The sequence below is a fragment of the Lactobacillus sp. PV034 genome, from assembly GCF_014522305.1.
GTDB lineage: Bacteria > Bacillota > Bacilli > Lactobacillales > Lactobacillaceae > Lactobacillus.
Window position 1 is genome coordinate 1,362,541 of sequence record NZ_CP041982.1, and the last position, 16,313, is coordinate 1,378,853.

A 16,313-nucleotide genomic window follows, 5' to 3' on the forward strand; every position below is an offset into this window, starting at 1 on the left:
TTAATAACTCCTTGCGAAAAAATAAAAGTTTATTAATAATATAATTCAAGTGATTCAATAACAAAAAATTGTGGTAAAAAGTAGTTAAGAAATATAGAAGGGAAATTGGCTTAATGAATCCAGAAAATCATGATCAATCTTCTAACCCACATAATTCGACATCAAAAATAAAATTATCACGAAATAAGTATTTAGCTGCAGATCAAAGTAAACAAAAAAAATCTCATTTTGGAGCTAAAGTTACTGGATTAATTGCTCTTTTGGTTATTGGAATTGGGGTTGCTTATGGAGCAGGAGTATACTTTAATGCATTAGAAACTGTCCAACAAGCTTATCATGGTAATGGAACTACTTCGAAGAGAATTTCTGAAAATAAACCAATTTCAATTTTACTTTTAGGAGTAGATCAGGGAATTGAAGGTCGTCATGATCAAGGAAATTCAGATACCATGATTTTGATTACATTGAACCCACAGAAGAAAAAAGCTACGATGACATCTATTCCTCGAGATTTACTGGTTGATGTTTTAGGAGATGGAAAAGACGGCGGTAAGTATTACATGTCCCGTATTAATTCAGCCTATGAAGTAGGAGGTTATCGCGCATCAAGCAAAACTGTCTCTAAGGCATTTAATGTTCCGATTAATTATTATATGGAAGTAAATATGCAGGCTCTGGAAAGCATGGTTGATGCAGTTGGTGGAGTTGATGTCAATGTTCCCTTTACCTTTACATACCACACGCACTTTAAAAAGGGAAAGATGCATTTAAATGGAAAACAAGCACTTGATTATGCACGTATGAGAAAAGACGATCCTAGAGGAGACTATGGCCGCCAGATGAGGCAAAGACAAATAATTAATCAAATAGTAAATAAGGGTCTGTCAATCAACTCAGTAAGTAATTATCGTAAAATTCTGAAGATTATTTCAAAATATGTGGAAACTAATTTAACGTTTAATGATATGATGACGATTGCTATGAATTATCGTGGAGTCGCTTCAAATATCGAAAGTGGATACGTACATGGACACGATGCTACAATCGGCGGCGCTTCAATGCAAGTAGCCTCAACCAAAGAATTACAACGAGTTTCGGATCTAAACCGAAGTAATCTAGATTTACCAAAAGAAAAACTGCATAATGAAGAAACACGGCAGAATAGATTACAAAAAGGGATTGATTGGAAAGATCCAGCTGAATTTGAAAATTATATCATTTATGCGCAACATTCCGATACTCAGGCATGGGATGGTACAAATTAAGAATATATTTATTAAAAATGACTTTTTAATCGTAAAAGGTCATTTTTTTATTGACAATGATTTAAATAATATGTTTACTTATTTTTAGTAAGGGCAAAAAGAGGAGATAATAATGGAAAAGTTACCAAAAAACGGAATAATATACTTTGGTACTATGGCTTGTGGTCATGGCTATGCGGAAGGCAAATTAATATCTAAGTTAGGTCAAATGCATTATCCTTTAGTTTTACCTAATGAAGATGAAACGGTTAAATGGAGTAGATATTTAAATATTACACGCACACCTAGCTTTGCAATTATCAAAGATGGACAACTTAAAGAAATATTTGATGGTTTTTTAAATGAAGTGCAAATATTAACAATCGTAAAATATTATTTTAATGGAAGTAAACAAAATGGAAAAATTAGCTGATAAATATCAAAATGCTGCATTTGAGCAGGTAGTAAAAATTGGAAAGACCTTTAGCAATTTAACGCGAATCAAAATATTATTTATGCTTGATCAAGGTCCAAAATCAGTAGAAGAACTTGCAGGCCAAATAAATATGAGTGTTGCAAATACCTCGAAAAATTTACAAATCTTAAAGCAAGTAAATTTGGTAAAAGAAGAAAAACAAAAAAATTTTGTTATCTATCATCTCACTTCAAAAAAAGTAAATGAATTATTATCACTTTTAATTGATTTGAGTGAAGAAGCTTTACCAAGTTTTACTGAATTAGAAGATAACTTAGTGGCTAAGACAACAGATTTACCTCATGTCGATTCAAAAACTTTATATGATAAATTATCTTCTAATGGGGCTTATGTGCTAGATTTACGCCCTAAAGATGAATTTGATAATGATCATTTACCTCAAGCTCATAATATTGACTATCACTATATTGATGAGCATCTCAATGAATTACCAAATGATCAGGATATTATCGTTTATTGTCGTGGCCGTTTATGTGGCATTGCAAATGTAGTTGGACAACGATTACAAGATTTAGGCCATCAGGTCTACACCTATAACCATACAGTATCAGAATGGAAAAATGATATTCAAAAATAAAATGATTTAAGATTTAAGTGTTGACTTATTTTTAGTAAGTAATAATATAATTATATAAATTAATCAACGAAAACGTAGAATAGTTATTAAATAAAATAATTTAGGAGAAAGCAAATGAAAAAGTATGATGTAGCAGTTATTGGAGCAGGTCCTGGTGGAATGACTGCAGCATTATATGCTGCAAGAGCTAACCTCAAGGTAGCAATGATTGATCGCGGTGTTTATGGTGGTCAAATGAATAATACCGCTGAAGTAGAAAACTATCCTGGTTTTCCTTCAATTATGGGTCCTGAACTTGGTGAAAAAATGTACCAGAGTACGATTAAGCAAAACGTTGAATTTGTTTATGGTGATGTAGCTGGACTTAAAATGGACGGTCATAAACGCATTGTTCAAATGGAACCAGAAGATATTCAAGCAACAGTAGTAATTATTGCAACTGGATCAAATAATAAGAAACTTGAAATACCTGGTGAAGAAGAATATAGCGGTCGTGGTGTTTCTTACTGCGCAGTATGTGATGGTGCCTTCTTTAAAGACGATAATGTTGTGGTAGTTGGTGGAGGAGATTCAGCTGTGTCTGAAGGACTCTACTTAGCAAATGTTACTGATGATGTAAATGTAATTCACCGTCGTGATCAATTAAGAGCAGAAAAGATTTTGCAAGATCGTGCTTTTAAGAATGATAAGATGAATTTTACTTGGGATAGTGAAGTAAAAGAAATTATTGGTGACGGTCAAAAAATGACTGGCGTAAAAGTACATAATAATAAGACTAATGAAGACAAGGTTGTTGATGCAGCTGGAGCATTTATTTATATCGGAAATGAACCAAATACCCAACCATTTAGAGATTTAGGTATTACTGACAAGGATGGTTGGGTAATTACTAATGACCGAATGGAAACATCAATTCCAGGTGTTTATGCAATTGGTGATGTACGTCAAAAAGAGCTTCGTCAAATTATTACTGCAGTAGGTGATGGTGGCGTAGCAGGACAAAATGCATTTGAATATGTAGAAAGTTTAAAAGCTGAAGGAGTAAAATAATGGAAATTAAATACTGGTCAGATATCGCTTGTCCATTTTGTTACATTGGCTCTACTCGTATGAAGCGAGTAATGAAAGAAATTGGAATTTATGATAATACAAAATTAGAATTAAAGTCATTTGAATTAAACCCAATGGAAGCAAAGCATGCTCACCAGGGCGACTATATTAATCACTTCACTGGTGGTAATCCTGCTATGGCAGCTCAAGCTAAGCAACAAATGGCTTATATCAGCCAAATGGCAGCAGGTGAAGGTTTAGAATTTCATTTAGATAAAGTAGTGCCAACTAATACAATGGATGCGCACCGCTTGATTAAGTTAGCTGAAAGTAAAAATGATCCAGAACTAGCAGAACGTGTAATTAATCGTTTCTATAAGGTCTACTTTACTGATGGTGAATCAATTGCTGATCGTAAGGTCTTACTAAAAGCTGCAGTCGAAGCTGGATTAGACCAAGCAGAAGTAACTGAACTTTTAGATAGTGATAAATATGAAAATGAAGTCAGATTAGATGAAATAGAAGCTCATCAATCTGGTGTACAAGCAGCACCATTCTTTGTTATTAACAATAAATACGCAATAAGCGGTGCGCAACCATATGAAGTTTTCTTAGAAGCTTTAAAAAAGGTACAAGCTGAAGAAGCAGCATCATAATTCAAGGAGATGAGTAATATGAAAAAAGAAGAAAAAGTAACTAAAGAAAATAAGACTCCAAATTTTCATATTGTTGAAACTGATTCAAGTATTAGTGCAGGTATTTGTGGCCCTGATGGCTGTGTACTTGATTGGAGTAAAACTGAAAAAGAATAGATAAAACATTCTAAGCTAAATAGTGAATTAGTTATCCGACGGGATAATTAATTCACTATTTTTTATTCTCTTGTAGAATTTAAGTAGTAGTAAAACGATATGTCAAAGCCTTTTTAGACACTTGATGTCGTAGACAAAACTGGCAGTTTTACTTAGGCTATCAATAATCTCTTCGAAGAATGTGGACACGTTGATGTCGAGTTTAGAAAATTAGATCTGATTTCTTAAGTAAATACGTTTTACTACTTAAGCTTAGGGGGTTATATAATGCAAATTACTTTTGGAATTGATGTAAGTAAGTCTACTTCTACTATTTGTGAGCTAATTGGTGAAAGTAAAAATGAATTTACCATTACTAACGACCGTCCTGGTTTTATTAAATTACTGCACGAATTAGCTGCTTTTACTAAACAGCCAGAGAAGCTACTGGTGTTTATTCACGCAGACTACAAGCTTTTCTAGAAGATTACGGTTATGAATATGTTGTGCTTAATCCTCTTAAAGCAAAAAAGAAATGGATTTGGGACTACGTCATAATAAGACTGATAAAACTGATGCTTATCATTTAGCCTTAATTCAAAGACTTTATCATCATCCAGTTAGTCAAAATCAGTCTCAGTCTTATAAGCAACTCAATGCTTTGAGTCGTTTCTATGACCAGCTAACAGATGATTTAGTCACAGCTAAAAATAGACTTCACCAGGCTTTACAATCAACTTTTCCCGAAATTGAAAATCTATTTTCTACTGCTAAAGGTAATAATTACTGGCAAATAGTTGCTCATTACCCTCATTGCGATTTAGTAAGACAAGAGAACAAAAATCAAATTATTAATTGGCTAATGAATTTAAAAGGTATTGCATTTAAACATGCTCAAAAAACTGCTGATAAACTTATTGAATTAGCTTATCAAGCTTATCCAGTTGTCTCCGAGACTAGTATAGAAGTTCAACAAGTACAATATTATACCCAAAGACTACTTAATCTAAGTAAGCAAAGAGAACAATTAATTACAAGAATGGTTAAACTCGCTAAGACTTTACCTAATCATGATTTAGAAAATCTAGAAAATATTCCAGGTTTTGCCCAAACTACTGCAGTTAGAGTTTTAGCAGAATTGGGAGATGTACGCAGATTTAGCAATCCCAATAAAATTAATGCTTTTATTGGCATAGATCCAGGTAAAGACTAATCCGTGTCACATAGCAGATTATTATGAAAGCAAAAAGCTATCTTCTCAAACCAAAGGGTTTAAAAAGATAGCTATTGCTTCAATACATAAACTAATCAGAACAATTTATGCCCTGATTATTAATGATCAACTATATGATTACAACGTAGCCACACATAACCAAAAAAGACTTTAGTCGTAATTAATTGATCAACTACATTATAACGCTAAGCCCAAAAATCAGATATAAACTTGGGCTTATTTATCGTGCTTAATTCCAAAAATATATCGACATTAATAGCTACTTAAACTAAAATTCAAGCTAAAAACATAGTCAAACATCGTATTGTGCTTGACTTTACGTAGAAAAAAGAGACGATAGGTTTTATAACCTATCGTCTCTTTTAGTGTTATCCAATTACTTCAACTGTAGCATATAAAATACCAGCAGCAGGTACCTGACTGTTTGGCATCGCAACATCTAATTGATGAGGATTACTTGCAGCAAAACTACCAGTATCATTGACGACTTTGTACCATACGGTACCATCAGAGAGAGTGATTTTTAACTTGGTACCCTTTGGAAATACAGATAAATTAGCAGCTACACCACCGTATCCCATATTTGATCCCATGGCAGCTGGATCATAAAAAGAAAGCTTAAAGGTACCCTTATTTGAAGTAGAGGTAGTAGATTGAACGGCTTTTGTTGCAGTAGGAGCTTGTGATACTACCGCTTGCTTTTGCTTTTCTTCTTGGGCCTTCTTAGCTGCTGCTTCTTTGGCAGCTACTTGATCCATTCTACTTTGTTCTGCTTGAATTTGTTTTAATTTTTGGTTTTGATAAGCAACTCTTTGCTGGTCTTGAAATTTCTGGAGCATAAGTTGTGGTTTAATAGTTTCTTTAACTAAAGACATAGAGACAATATCATCAGCACTGTTACTTACAGCAAAAGTATCTTTGGCTGTAAAACTAAGCATTAATAAAGTTACACCAATTACACTCATTAAAAACTTACGCATATTAAAATAAAAACCTTTCAAAAATTAAACAAAATAATAAAAAATTACTGTGGTTAAAGACTAAAACTGTTATTCTTTAACTAAATTGATATTTTACCTAGTAAATTATAAAGACTGCGTATTGCATGACTTCAACTTGAAATTTACAGTTTTTTTAGAAAATGTAATATCGTAACTTATTTGTAATAAAAAATAGCAAGATTAGAGGAGATAATATGAAAAAAGCAAAGTATTTTCCAGTAATTTATGCAATTTTATCAGCAATTATCAGCTTTTTGGCGGTGTTAATTATTTGCCAGCGTTTCCATTTACAGTTGTCACGTGCAGTTATTGTAAGTGGCTTATTTGCGGTATTTTTTTATATTATTTCCTATTTTCGGGGTCATGCTTCATTTGAAATTAAAAGAATCACTAAACAGTATCATCTAAGTGCAGATGATTTGGCAAAAATTACGGGGATGAAAAGTTCAGATTTTCCAATTGTAAAGGGACAACTACAATTAATTTTACCTAAAAGAAAATGGCCGCAGTTATTAGAAAAATTACAGAATTTCGAACAAAAAAAGATAAAAAATCATAAAGATAAAGAGGAAAAAGAATGAGTTTATTAACCGTCAAAGATTTAGGGCAGTCTTTTATTGATAAAACTTTGTATCAAGATGCATCCTTTGTGCTTAATAAAGAAGATCACATGGGTGTCACCGGTCAAAATGGTGTAGGTAAATCTACTCTAATTAAAATCCTAACTGGTGAAGTTGTGCAGGATGAAGGGACTGTTAAATGGCAAAATAAAATAAACGTAGGTTATTTAGATCAATATGCTCATCTTGAACCAGGGATGACTTTAAAAGAGTTTTTGCAAACTGCATTTGAAGAATTATTTAATAAGGAAAAAGAACTCAATGATCTCTACATTCAATATGGAGAAAATGGAGAGCAGAGTCTGCTAGATAAAGCAGGTAAAATTCAAACTTTTCTTGAAGAGCAAGGTTTTTATGATATTGATACCAAAATCGATCAAGTTGCTTCTGGTTTAGGATTACTAGAATTAGGCTATGATCATGATGTATCAAAAATGTCAGGTGGACAACGATCAAAGCTGATTTTAGCGAAATTATTGTTACAAAGTTCAGATGTTTTGGTGCTTGATGAACCGACTAATTATTTAGATGTTGGTCATATTGATTGGCTAGTTGAATATCTTAATAATTTTGAAGGTGCGTTTATTGTAGTATCTCATGACTATGATTTTCTTGGTCGAATTACTAATTGTATTATTGATATTGATTTTGGAACAATTACGCGTTATACAGGTGACTTAAAACATGCTTTGAGACAAAAAGAAGCGGATCGAGAAAGTTATTTGAAAGCATATGCTAACCAACAACGCAAAATAAAAAAGACGCAAGCTTATATTCGAAAGAATAAGGCTGGTTCGCGTTCTAAGAGTGCCAAGTCACGTGAAAAGCAACTTTCAAAGATGGATATTTTGACGCCCCCTCAAAGCAATAAACGAGCTCATGTTCAATTCCCATATGTTGCTACAGCGTCTAATTTATTATTACAAACCCAGAATTTAATTATTGGCTATGATGATCCTTTAGTTAAGGCAGCCTTTAATTTCTCTGTGGGTAATGGTGAAAAAGTAGCAGTTACTGGTTTTAATGGAATTGGTAAAACTACTTTGTTGAAAACTCTGTTAGGACAACTAAAACCGATTAAAGGCGATTTTGAACTGTCAGCAACAGCTAAGTTAGCTTATTTTAAGCAGGATTTAACTTGGCCTAATAAAAATATGACGCCATTACAGTATTTACAAGAAAATTATCCTCGAATTAAACCTAAAGAATTGCGTCAAGCACTTGCAAGAATGGGTTTAACTGCTCAGCAAGCAATGAGCGCTTTAAAAGAACTTTCTGGTGGTGAACAAGAAAAAGTTAAACTAGCACAGATGAGCTTTGAACCAGCCAACTTACTTTTCTTAGATGAACCAACTAACCATTTAGATGTGGCAACTAAGGATTCACTCCGGAAAGCAATAATTGAATTTAATGGTGGGGTAATTATTGTTAGTCACGAAAGAGACTTTTTCCAAGGAGATTGGGTAGATAAAACCATTGATATTGAAACAATGAACTAGAAGGGTACAAAAATAATGCAAGAAAAATCGATAGATTCTACCTATGCGGCTGAAGTGTTAGATACTTGCTTAAAAGCAGGTAGATTAATGATTCAGGGCGGTAGTGAAATGTATCGTGTTGAAGATACTATGCTACGAATTGCGAAAAATGCGGGTATCGAAGGAAGCCGATGCTTTACGACTCCAACCGGAATATTTATGAGTTTAGGACCACATTCATATACTCAAATTACTCAGATTAAAAAAAGAGATATTAATTTAGAATTAGTAGATCGTGTTAATAGATTATCGCGTGAGTTTGCTGAAAAGAAAATAACTTTAGCAGATTTGAAAATGAAGCTTAGTGAACTTTCAAATGACACACCTAATTATCCAATTTGGCTCCAAATTGTTGGTGCAATCGCCTTAAGTTGTACATTAATGGTACTTTTTATGTCTAATTATGATTGGGGAGATTTTCCAGCAGCTGCTTTTGTTGGTGGAGTTGGATACGGAACATTTTTGGGTATAAAAAAATATACTAAAGTACGCTTTTTAGCAGAATTTGTAACAGCAGCATTAATGGGTTTTTTAACCATTGCTTTATGCAAAATTTTTCCAAAGTTATTGGTTGATAATATTTTAATTGGAGCTTTAATGACCTTAGTACCTGGAGTAGCTTTTACGAATGCCTTAAGAGATTTAATTGGTGGAGATATTCTTTCTGGAGTTGCTCGAGGCATAGAGGCCTTATTTACAGCTATTGCATTAGGCGGTGGTGTTGGTATTGCAATTAAACTTTTGGGGGTATAAGGATGCCTTATTGGTTAGAAATAATTATTAATTTTTCATTTGCATGGGTAGCTTCTGTAGGTTTTGCTTTGATAATTAATGTGCCTCATCGTGCTTTATTATTATGTGGTTTGAGTGGAGCAGCGGGCTGGATGGCATATTGGTGGGATATTCAATTTCATTTTGGGCGTTTAGGTTCAAATTTGCTTGGAGCTCTAGTTGTAGGAATTTTAGGAATATTTTTTGCACGCATAAAAAAATGTCCAGTAACGGTTTTTAATATACCGGGTATTGTCCCGCTAGTGCCAGGGGTTCCAGCATATCAAGCAGTACGTGCCATGGTTGAAGGGAAAATGGCAGAAGCTGAAGATTTATTGTTAAAGGTTGCGATTGTAGCAATTGCAATTGCGATGGGATTTATGCTAGCCCAGATGGTAGGAGAAGTATTTTTTAGAATAATTAACAATAGAAAAAAGAAGAAAAATTTGTTATAATCTAACATGCGACGGGTCGAGGAAAACGCGAAGTGCGTTCTTTGACTGAAGACACCTAAACTTAAATGTTAAAGCACGGGAAGTGCTGGTGTTGGGCTACTTCGGTTGTGAAACGAAGACCCTGAGATGAATTTTTTCATTTTCTTCATAAGCCAGCTCTAATGAGCTGGCTTTTTTGTTTAAATTATTTGCAAGAAGTTAAAATTTTAGTTATCTTATTTAGTGATTATACATTTCATTGATGAAGGTTTTAGATTGTGAAAATTAAGCAAGAATTAATTATAAAAAAAATTGAAGAACAAGATTATTTACAAGATCTTGAAACTGTAAAGTATAGTGAACTAAACAAAACAAAAATCAAAAATTTTGCCGAAAAGATGATTCAAGAAGTAGTTCAGGCTGCGAAACATGATTCTTTAATTCAAACTCAATTAGCTGTAGCTGGACAAAGACCAGTTACTTTTGCATTAGAAAGCAATATTATTAATTTGCCTTTTGCAAATTACAAAAAAATTAGTAATTTTGGTAATAATGAAGAAGATTACGAAGTAAATATATATTTTGAGACTATTTCTGAATATGTCAATGTTTCGGGCTTCCGTATTGATATTTTAGGTTCCGTAAGTGAAATTGAAGCTGAACCTGATAAATATAGCAAAGCGTTAGCGAATGATATTGAAGAGAAGCTTAAGGTTGTTAGGAGTTATGAAAAACCAGCAACTAAGACCAGTAAAAAAACGACTAAAAAAGAGAGCTGATTTGTAGCTCTCTTTTTTAGTTATTAAATTTCATTCATGTGAGTAATAGCATGTTTATTAGCATAGAAAAAGAAGTCATCACCATCTGCATTTTCGACTAACCCTTGCTTAATGGTGGAATCTATATCATCAATAGTTTGAGGATATTTGGTTTCTAAGCCTAGACTCATTAATCCCTTATTTATGCTATATTTTACATAATTTAATGCGTTGTCCGTCCAATCTGTGTCTTGATAAAGTAATTCAATATGCTTACTTTCATTAGCCATTGCAGTGTCTATCAAATTATCAACCCAAATTTTTATTTCTTCTTGTTTATTAGACGAAAGCTTATTAAAACGATCTCGAAATTTTATACCAGGGTACATTCCGCTAAAGGAAGTAACTCGTAATGCATCTTTAGTTAACTCAGCAGTACGGGATAAATGTCCCTGACCGAATAAATATAAAGGTGCAAAAAATGCTGAATGGTATAAGCCAGAGTTAACTAAAACCAGCACAGCTAGCCTTTGAAGAGGGTTACCAGATTCATAAATAGAATTTAATTGATAATTCTTTTCTTGTAGGTGCTGATTGTTTATAGCCCAGTCAAAGATTTTACTGCGATCAGTTCTGCTATCCCTAGTAAGTTCTTCAATAATATAGCTGTATGCCCGGTTGTTTAGAGACTCTAAGTATTGTAAGGCGTTAAATACAGCAATTTCTTTTGGGGAAGTTGCAATCTCCTGAACAGCTCGAACGCCCTTTTTCATTTGCAAAGCTGATGTTAAAGAAAGTGAAGCAAAGCTATGAAGCAATACTTCTTGTTGAGCAACAGGTAATTTTAAAAATTCTTTGATATCTTTTTTGATTGGAACTCTACGAGATTCATAGATAATATCATTTAATCTAGACCATGCCGAATTATCAACAACATTTTGTTTACCGGACTTCCAATCGAAAGGTTTAAAATTAGTATTAGTCATTTATTATTGCCTATAATCACTTAAAAAACTGATATTTCCTATTTCTTTAGGAGGGTTAACATTTTTAACGTTGTTATTTGAATTAGCGGTAGAATCAGATAATTTTTTGACAATGTCCCTAACATTTTTTACATCTGTTGCATTACCACTTAATTCTAATAAATACAAAATTGGAATGTTGAGAGTTGCTGAGATTTTTTTTGCTGTTTGGGCAAATAAATCGTTAAAGTTACGATTACCACAGCCGATTAATCCAATTAAATTTTTTTTATTATCTTTATATGTTATGAAATCAACAACAGAATCCATCATAAAATCTTGATATGATGGAAGAACTAAAATATACTTTTCTCCCATTTGATATTCTGGTTTCATATCATCAATTTTATGGGCAACGAGACCAGTTTTATCGATAAACTGTTCAGTTTGTCCTGTTATTGTGTAATAAGCTATTGCAACCATATTTACATGCCTAACTAAATAATAAAACATTAAACTGACATCTTTATTTTAATGTTGTTTTTTGGAAAATTCAAATTAATATATTAAATATAAATCTAGCTTAACTTGCACTCATACCGTATACTTATCTTAATAGAATAGGAGGGAATCGTTGTGACTATTGGCTGGAATATTTTAGGAATTTTTGCTTGGCTAGTTATTATTCTTTATCTAGTATTTATTGTGCAAAATATCCGAAAACGACATTTGTTAATGATTGTCCGTGATCGTAAAAGGTTTAGATGGACAACAACACTCATTGATGCTATTGAAGTTATTGTATTTTTTGTAGCTACTATCTTTATGGTAATGATAACTTTCTTTACTACCCCTGATTTAGAAAATAAGAAAGTGATTTCTAGTAAAATAGAATATGAGCCCTTAATTATGAGTACAGATAATAATCAATCTTATTATGTAGTGGCCACATCTAGCAGCAAATCAGCTCCGCGTCAAAGATATAAGTTTTATAGTAATAAGGAGCGGATTACAGTTAGTAGCAATTATGCTTCTATCTCTGATGGTAAAGATCCAATGTCAATAGAAGCAAATGCTATTCCATATTCTAAAGAGGGATTAGAGAAGGCAGATAAACAATATCAGAATGCTTATGTTTCAATTTATACTGCTACTTATAAAAAGAACTGGTATAACGGAATTGGTCTTCATTCCGGTAAAATGGCGACAAGATACTATTTAATTAGAATTCCGGATCAGACTTTTGTTAAAAGAGTAAAAGATTAAAAAAGGAAGTGATAAATCACTTCCTTTTTTTAGGATTTATTTAGTTTTTTAGATTTATTTGCATGATCAACTAGCTGTAGACCATAGCCATACACGAAGGCCATTATCAAAGTGGCTGTGAGGTAATCCATTACATTTCCTGAGTAAAATGCGGCAACAAGGATAAAACCTAAGGCAATTAAAATAATAGTATTAATAAATTGGCGATTTTCTTTTGATTTAAACCAGTAATAAAGCAGGTAAAATAATTCATAAATATAAACTCCCAAGAATAGAAGAGCGCCAACTATTCCAAGTGAGTAGTATTGGGCAAGAAAATCTCGTTCTAGAGGGAAAATATTATTTTCTCTGATATAAGAGATACCTAAAAATTTATCATATTTATTATTGTTGTTGTTTACTACCTTATTTAGCATTTTAATCTCAAGATGACGATAGTTAAGTCGCTCATTAATCGGACTTTGCATTACTGTTAGCCAAAAATCAGGATCATATTTATATGAATATCCCTTCATAACAAAGCCCTTCTTTAAGGAATAAGCATAATAATGTTTTTTGATAAAATGTTTGAGAACTTTTTCTCTTTTAGCTCCCTTATATTTCTTTAAGTCCTTTTTTAGTACATCATCGTTTTTCTTGATATTTGCTTTTTTACCTCGGTTATCTGCCACGCCAATATCATAAGTGTTTCGTCTAAACATTGGACTGTGAGGCACGATGATACTACTTCCCACGATAACCAGAAGAATTGTTATTAAAAATTTCTTATTTACTTTAATGTTCTTAAGAACAAAGAGATGAATCAAATAAAAGATAATAAATACAATAAAGTCAATAAATAATCCGTATGCGCCAACTTTAGTACCAAGCATTAACATAGCCAATGCTTGGGCAATTACTAAGATAATGTTCAACACTTTGAAATCTTTATAAAGGAAATAAAGCATAAGCGGCATTAAGAAAAATAATATAGCAGAAATAGTATTTGCTAAATAAAAGAATCCTTTAGAGGCTAATTCAAAGTAAGCATAATTGTTTGAAGTAAACCAAGAAAAAATATTGGCATGAATCCAGCGCACGCCATAAGAACCATATGCAGTTAAAGAAACTACAAAAAGATTAGTTATTACAATAGTGAGTGAAAAAAGACCTGATAGCGCTTGAATAAGGTGCTCAAATTGTTTTTCAGAAAAATTTGTATATCTGGAAATGTAAAGAATGATTATCGGAAGTAACATTCTTAAAAGGTAAAAAATTTCTCCAAATGTTGAATAACCATATCCATTAGGATCTACAGCGTGAAAGTTTGCTGGTCGTACATGGTAGAGATGAAGGATAATATAGATAAGTAATAAGATGATGTAAGATAATACCCACCACTGTTTACGAATTCTCTGCCAATTATACTTTTGGCTAAAATACATTAAGAATACAATAAACACTCCTACAATACGAATTATAGTTGGAATGGTAAAGGGTAAAATGGTAGATAAAGGTCCCTTATAGAACCAGTCAAGCTCTAAAAAGGGTTGGATTAAGATAAACCAAAATAAAACGCGATTTACTTTTTTTTGCAATTTAAAAACTCCACTAATAAAATCTGGGATACTTTAAAAAGTATACTATAAAAAAGTGATAACAAAAAAAGTGAATCTTCGGATTCACTTTTTAAGAATAAAAACTACTTTGAACTCTTCTTATCATTTTTTTCCTTATTGTTTCCGTCTGGTGAAACCTTTGAAATTTTAACATCATTCGTGGAAGCAATTTTAGTTTGAGCAGGTTTTTTAACCTTTTTTAATTTTTTGAAATTTACTACCATTTTATGATTTAAATCACTAACTGCGGTTTCATCTTCCGGATCGTAAGAAGTAATAGCAAGAAGAGCAGAATTGTCGTAAACTTTTTCAACTTTTCCTTCGAAGGGATGCTTTAACTCTTCTTCAGAAGTTGCGCCGAGGATATCACCTAATTTTACATCAGCTTTTTTCATTATAAATTCCCTTTTCTATCTGGACTAATTTATTCTACAATAGTGAAATACTATTATAGATACATACAAATTTCAAGCAGGAGAACAATATTTTGCAAAGAATTATCATTATAGCCGGACCTAGTGGTGTAGGAAAAACAACTGTGACCAATTATTTATCTCAAAAATATAATATTCCTCGTGTCATCACCCATACGACTCGTCCAATGCGCAAGGGTGAAAAAGATGGTGAGTCTTATTATTTTGAAACTGATACTTCTTTTAATAAGCTGCATTTTTTTGAACACGTAAAATATGGAAGTTATCAGTATGGTTCAAGTAGAGAAGCGCTTAATAAAGCTTGGAAGAAAAGTGATCTGGTTACATTAATCGTAGATACGGATGGTGTCAAATCGTATCTTGATGAATTGAAAGAAAAGGCTTTTTTTATTTATTTAACTGTGAGTCAACCTCATATTCTAAGGCAAAGACTAATTGGGCGTGGAGATAATATAGAAGAAATAAACAAAAGATTAGATAGCAAGGAATTTAAACGAGACCTAAGCTTAAATCCAGAATTAAATGACAAAGTTCATTACTTAAATAATGATGATTTAAACAAAACTAAGGAAGAATTGGATGAAATAGTCAAAATTTTAAAAGATAGTAATTAATAAAAAAGTTGTTAAATCAACTATGTAAGCTATTACATTACAAAAGATGAATTTGAAAACAAATAATTGTAACTAGCTCGGTTTATTTTTGTAACAGTGCTGTAATAATTGCATCCTACAATAACACTTGTCAATTGAGATACAAAACGTAGCAACTGATAAACATTTTCGCTACTAAATAAAATTTATCAATTTATTTGAAGGAGAATTTATTTTGAATTTTAAATCAAACGTTATTAAGTTATCTGCTGCAGCTGCTTTAACTCTGACCGGTATCGCTGCAACTAACTCTGTTAAGCCCGCAACTCAAGTAAAAGCTGCCACTCAACAAGTAGTAACTATTAATTACATTCCTGGTTATGGTATTGCTGTATGGAACAACTATGAAGGTGGTCATACAACTGGTCAATATTTAAAACATGGTGATAGTTATAAAGTAATTAAGACTACTAAGGATTCACAAGGTAATACTTGGTATGATTTAGGTGCAAATCAATGGATTATGGCTAAGTACACTGTTGATCAAAACTCTGTAAGCCAAGCTGCTAGTGCATCTACTGCTAACACTTCATCTGTTCAAGCTGTTATTAATGTAGCTAAGGCGCAAGTTGGTAAGCCTTACGTATGGGGTGCTTCTGGTCCTAATAGTTTTGATTGTTCTGGTTTAACTTCATATGCCTTTTCTAAGGGTGCTGGCAAAAATATTGGACGTACTACTTATGTTCAATTAAATGCTGGTAAACGTGTTTCTGTAAGCCAATTACAACCAGGTGATTTAGTATTCTGGGGTAACTATCATGTAGGTATTTACCTTGGTAATAACCAATACATCCATGCACCTCAACCAGGTGAAAATGTAAAGATTGCTACTATTAGCAGTTACTTCTACCCATCATATGGTGTGCGTGTATTTAACTAAAGA

At 32.5% G+C, this 16,313-nt stretch carries 19 protein-coding genes and 1 pseudogene; 15 read left to right on the forward strand and 5 right to left on the reverse strand.

What is annotated here, in order from left to right; genetic code table 11:
- The first annotated feature begins 113 nt into the window (after positions 1–113).
- The 7 genes and pseudogenes from FP432_RS06840 (at position 114) to FP432_RS06870 (ending at position 5,546) form a co-directional block, all read left to right on the forward strand.
- The gene (locus FP432_RS06840; protein WP_265488575.1) at positions 114–1,265 is read left to right on the forward strand and encodes an LCP family protein; all 1,152 of its coding nucleotides are present in this window, start codon (positions 114–116) and stop codon (positions 1,263–1,265) included.
- A gap of 112 nt (positions 1,266–1,377) precedes the next feature.
- Positions 1,378–1,677 (forward strand): hypothetical protein, encoded by a 300-nt coding sequence (locus FP432_RS06845; RefSeq protein ID WP_265488576.1) that lies wholly within the window; start codon positions 1,378–1,380, stop codon positions 1,675–1,677.
- Positions 1,661–2,317: an ArsR/SmtB family transcription factor gene (locus FP432_RS06850; protein ID WP_265488577.1), complete on the forward strand. Its 657-nt coding sequence runs from the start codon at positions 1,661–1,663 to the stop codon at positions 2,315–2,317. The genes FP432_RS06845 and FP432_RS06850 overlap by 17 nt, the downstream gene beginning before the upstream one ends.
- A 114-nt stretch (positions 2,318–2,431) precedes the next feature.
- A complete protein-coding gene (gene trxB, locus FP432_RS06855; protein WP_265488578.1) occupies positions 2,432–3,367 on the forward strand; it encodes a thioredoxin-disulfide reductase in 936 nt (311 codons plus the stop codon).
- Complete coding sequence (locus FP432_RS06860; RefSeq protein ID WP_265488579.1) at positions 3,367–4,023, forward strand: DsbA family oxidoreductase; 657 nt, start codon at positions 3,367–3,369, stop codon at positions 4,021–4,023. Before trxB ends, FP432_RS06860 begins: the two co-directional genes overlap by 1 nt.
- A gap of 18 nt (positions 4,024–4,041) precedes the next feature.
- Positions 4,042–4,179, forward strand: coding sequence for a hypothetical protein (locus tag FP432_RS06865; protein ID WP_265488580.1), 138 nt, complete (start codon positions 4,042–4,044; stop codon positions 4,177–4,179).
- A 267-nt stretch (positions 4,180–4,446) separates the two neighbouring features.
- Positions 4,447–5,546: pseudogene (locus FP432_RS06870) on the forward strand (IS110 family transposase).
- A 214-nt stretch (positions 5,547–5,760) separates the two neighbouring features.
- Here the strand turns inward: FP432_RS06870 and FP432_RS06875 are convergent.
- Positions 5,761–6,372, reverse strand: a complete 612-nt coding sequence (locus FP432_RS06875; RefSeq protein WP_265488581.1) for a hydrolase — start codon at positions 6,370–6,372, stop codon at positions 5,761–5,763.
- A gap of 215 nt (positions 6,373–6,587) precedes the next feature.
- Here FP432_RS06875 and FP432_RS06880 point away from each other — a divergent pair, with 215 nt between their 5' ends.
- The 5 genes from FP432_RS06880 to FP432_RS06900 all read left to right on the forward strand — a co-directional run bounded on the left by FP432_RS06880 (position 6,588) and on the right by FP432_RS06900 (position 10,535).
- Positions 6,588–6,974, forward strand: a complete 387-nt coding sequence (locus tag FP432_RS06880; RefSeq protein WP_265488582.1) for a hypothetical protein — start codon at positions 6,588–6,590, stop codon at positions 6,972–6,974.
- The gene (locus FP432_RS06885; RefSeq protein WP_265488583.1) at positions 6,971–8,512 is read left to right on the forward strand and encodes an ABC-F family ATP-binding cassette domain-containing protein; all 1,542 of its coding nucleotides are present in this window, start codon (positions 6,971–6,973) and stop codon (positions 8,510–8,512) included. Before FP432_RS06880 ends, FP432_RS06885 begins: the two co-directional genes overlap by 4 nt.
- Positions 8,513–8,527: 15 nt before the next feature.
- Positions 8,528–9,304 carry a threonine/serine exporter family protein gene (locus tag FP432_RS06890; RefSeq protein WP_265488584.1) on the forward strand — a complete coding sequence of 259 codons (777 nt, stop codon included), beginning with the start codon at positions 8,528–8,530 and terminating at the stop codon, positions 9,302–9,304.
- Positions 9,305–9,306: 2 nt separating this feature from the next.
- Positions 9,307–9,777 carry a threonine/serine exporter family protein gene (locus tag FP432_RS06895; RefSeq protein WP_265488586.1) on the forward strand — a complete coding sequence of 157 codons (471 nt, stop codon included), beginning with the start codon at positions 9,307–9,309 and terminating at the stop codon, positions 9,775–9,777.
- Between the two features lie 257 nt (positions 9,778–10,034).
- Positions 10,035–10,535 carry a hypothetical protein gene (locus tag FP432_RS06900; protein ID WP_265488587.1) on the forward strand — a complete coding sequence of 167 codons (501 nt, stop codon included), beginning with the start codon at positions 10,035–10,037 and terminating at the stop codon, positions 10,533–10,535.
- A gap of 23 nt (positions 10,536–10,558) precedes the next feature.
- Here the strand turns inward: FP432_RS06900 and FP432_RS06905 are convergent, their stop codons facing one another.
- Positions 10,559–11,500 (reverse strand): ribonucleotide-diphosphate reductase subunit beta, encoded by a 942-nt coding sequence (locus FP432_RS06905; protein ID WP_265488588.1) that lies wholly within the window; start codon positions 11,498–11,500, stop codon positions 10,559–10,561.
- Positions 11,501–11,503: 3 nt separating this feature from the next.
- On the reverse strand, positions 11,504–11,962 hold the full coding sequence (gene nrdI / locus FP432_RS06910; protein ID WP_265488589.1) for a class Ib ribonucleoside-diphosphate reductase assembly flavoprotein NrdI: 459 nt from the start codon (positions 11,960–11,962) through the stop codon (positions 11,504–11,506).
- A gap of 153 nt (positions 11,963–12,115) precedes the next feature.
- On the opposite strand from nrdI, the gene FP432_RS06915 reads away from it, so the two are divergent.
- Positions 12,116–12,745 carry an LVIS_2131 family protein gene (locus FP432_RS06915; RefSeq protein WP_265488591.1) on the forward strand — a complete coding sequence of 210 codons (630 nt, stop codon included), beginning with the start codon at positions 12,116–12,118 and terminating at the stop codon, positions 12,743–12,745.
- 29 nt (positions 12,746–12,774) lie between these two features.
- Here FP432_RS06915 and FP432_RS06920 read toward each other — a convergent pair whose 3' ends face one another.
- Both FP432_RS06920 and FP432_RS06925 read right to left on the reverse strand, forming a co-directional pair.
- Entirely contained in the window at positions 12,775–14,322 is a 1,548-nt protein-coding gene (locus FP432_RS06920; RefSeq protein WP_265488592.1) for an O-antigen ligase family protein, read from the reverse strand.
- A 104-nt stretch (positions 14,323–14,426) separates the two neighbouring features.
- The gene (locus tag FP432_RS06925) at positions 14,427–14,738 is read right to left on the reverse strand and encodes a DUF2187 domain-containing protein (protein WP_265488593.1); all 312 of its coding nucleotides are present in this window, start codon (positions 14,736–14,738) and stop codon (positions 14,427–14,429) included.
- A 92-nt stretch (positions 14,739–14,830) separates the two neighbouring features.
- On the opposite strand from FP432_RS06925, the gene FP432_RS06930 reads away from it, so the two are divergent.
- A complete protein-coding gene (locus FP432_RS06930) occupies positions 14,831–15,391 on the forward strand; it encodes a guanylate kinase (RefSeq protein ID WP_265488594.1) in 561 nt (186 codons plus the stop codon).
- Between the two features lie 214 nt (positions 15,392–15,605).
- Positions 15,606–16,310, forward strand: a complete 705-nt coding sequence (locus tag FP432_RS06935; protein WP_265488595.1) for a C40 family peptidase — start codon at positions 15,606–15,608, stop codon at positions 16,308–16,310.
- Positions 16,311–16,313: the final 3 nt, after the last annotated feature.

Coding starts and splice junctions, on each gene's coding strand:
- FP432_RS06840 (WP_265488575.1), top strand. CDS start 114: ATGAATCCAGAAAATCATGATCAATCTTCTAACCCACATAATTCGACA.
- FP432_RS06845 (WP_265488576.1), top strand. CDS start 1,378: ATGGAAAAGTTACCAAAAAACGGAATAATATACTTTGGTACTATGGCT.
- FP432_RS06850 (WP_265488577.1), top strand. CDS start 1,661: ATGGAAAAATTAGCTGATAAATATCAAAATGCTGCATTTGAGCAGGTA.
- trxB (WP_265488578.1), top strand. CDS start 2,432: ATGAAAAAGTATGATGTAGCAGTTATTGGAGCAGGTCCTGGTGGAATG.
- FP432_RS06860 (WP_265488579.1), top strand. CDS start 3,367: ATGGAAATTAAATACTGGTCAGATATCGCTTGTCCATTTTGTTACATT.
- FP432_RS06865 (WP_265488580.1), top strand. CDS start 4,042: ATGAAAAAAGAAGAAAAAGTAACTAAAGAAAATAAGACTCCAAATTTT.
- FP432_RS06875 (WP_265488581.1), bottom strand. CDS start 6,372: ATGCGTAAGTTTTTAATGAGTGTAATTGGTGTAACTTTATTAATGCTT.
- FP432_RS06880 (WP_265488582.1), top strand. CDS start 6,588: ATGAAAAAAGCAAAGTATTTTCCAGTAATTTATGCAATTTTATCAGCA.
- FP432_RS06885 (WP_265488583.1), top strand. CDS start 6,971: ATGAGTTTATTAACCGTCAAAGATTTAGGGCAGTCTTTTATTGATAAA.
- FP432_RS06890 (WP_265488584.1), top strand. CDS start 8,528: ATGCAAGAAAAATCGATAGATTCTACCTATGCGGCTGAAGTGTTAGAT.
- FP432_RS06895 (WP_265488586.1), top strand. CDS start 9,307: ATGCCTTATTGGTTAGAAATAATTATTAATTTTTCATTTGCATGGGTA.
- FP432_RS06905 (WP_265488588.1), bottom strand. CDS start 11,500: ATGACTAATACTAATTTTAAACCTTTCGATTGGAAGTCCGGTAAACAA.
- nrdI (WP_265488589.1), bottom strand. CDS start 11,962: ATGGTTGCAATAGCTTATTACACAATAACAGGACAAACTGAACAGTTT.
- FP432_RS06925 (WP_265488593.1), bottom strand. CDS start 14,738: ATGAAAAAAGCTGATGTAAAATTAGGTGATATCCTCGGCGCAACTTCT.